A 577-nucleotide genomic window follows, 5' to 3' on the forward strand; every position below is an offset into this window, starting at 1 on the left:
TGATCGTGATGGACTTGTCCGAAGACAAAAATGCGCCAAGAGTGTTTATTAACCCAAAAGTCACGCCATTGGTAGAAGACAAGCAACCGTACGAAGAAGGCTGTCTTTCGGTCCCAGATGTCTACGACAAAGTCGAGCGCCCTAATAAAGTACGTATCGAGGCACTAGACGAGAACGGCGACGTCATTGACGAAGTGGTAGAAGGCTTGCTTGCCGTCTGTATCCAACATGAAATGGATCATCTCAACGGTGTGATATTCGTCGACTACCTGTCTCGTTTGAAACAAACACGTGCCCGTGATAAAGTTCGCAAAGTCCTCAAGATACGCGAAAAGCAAGGCGCATCATCAGCTGAACAGCAGCCTCAACCGATCAATTCTTAATCTCTTTCTCCTTTACATAATGATGCCTATAGTGGATGTTACTCTCTGATATCCGCTATGTGGCGCCAATTTTTTAGCAGATACTGTTCTCACCAAAGGTTTACTACTATGACAATGATCAAAATTGACCAATATTTTGAACCTGCCAGCTGGCAGAAATTTACCAAAGCTGCTGAAGGTCGCGAGACCCCGTT

General features: G+C 45.2%; 1 protein-coding gene. It reads left to right on the forward strand.

The window, feature by feature from the left end; translation table 11 throughout:
* On the forward strand, positions 1 to 383 hold a 383-nt coding region (gene def, locus ACS8FC_RS19485), incomplete at its 5' end, for a peptide deformylase (protein WP_439298001.1).
* Between the last annotated feature and the right edge of the window lie 194 nt (positions 384 to 577).

The organism is Psychrobacter sp. 1Y4 (genome assembly GCF_051847555.1).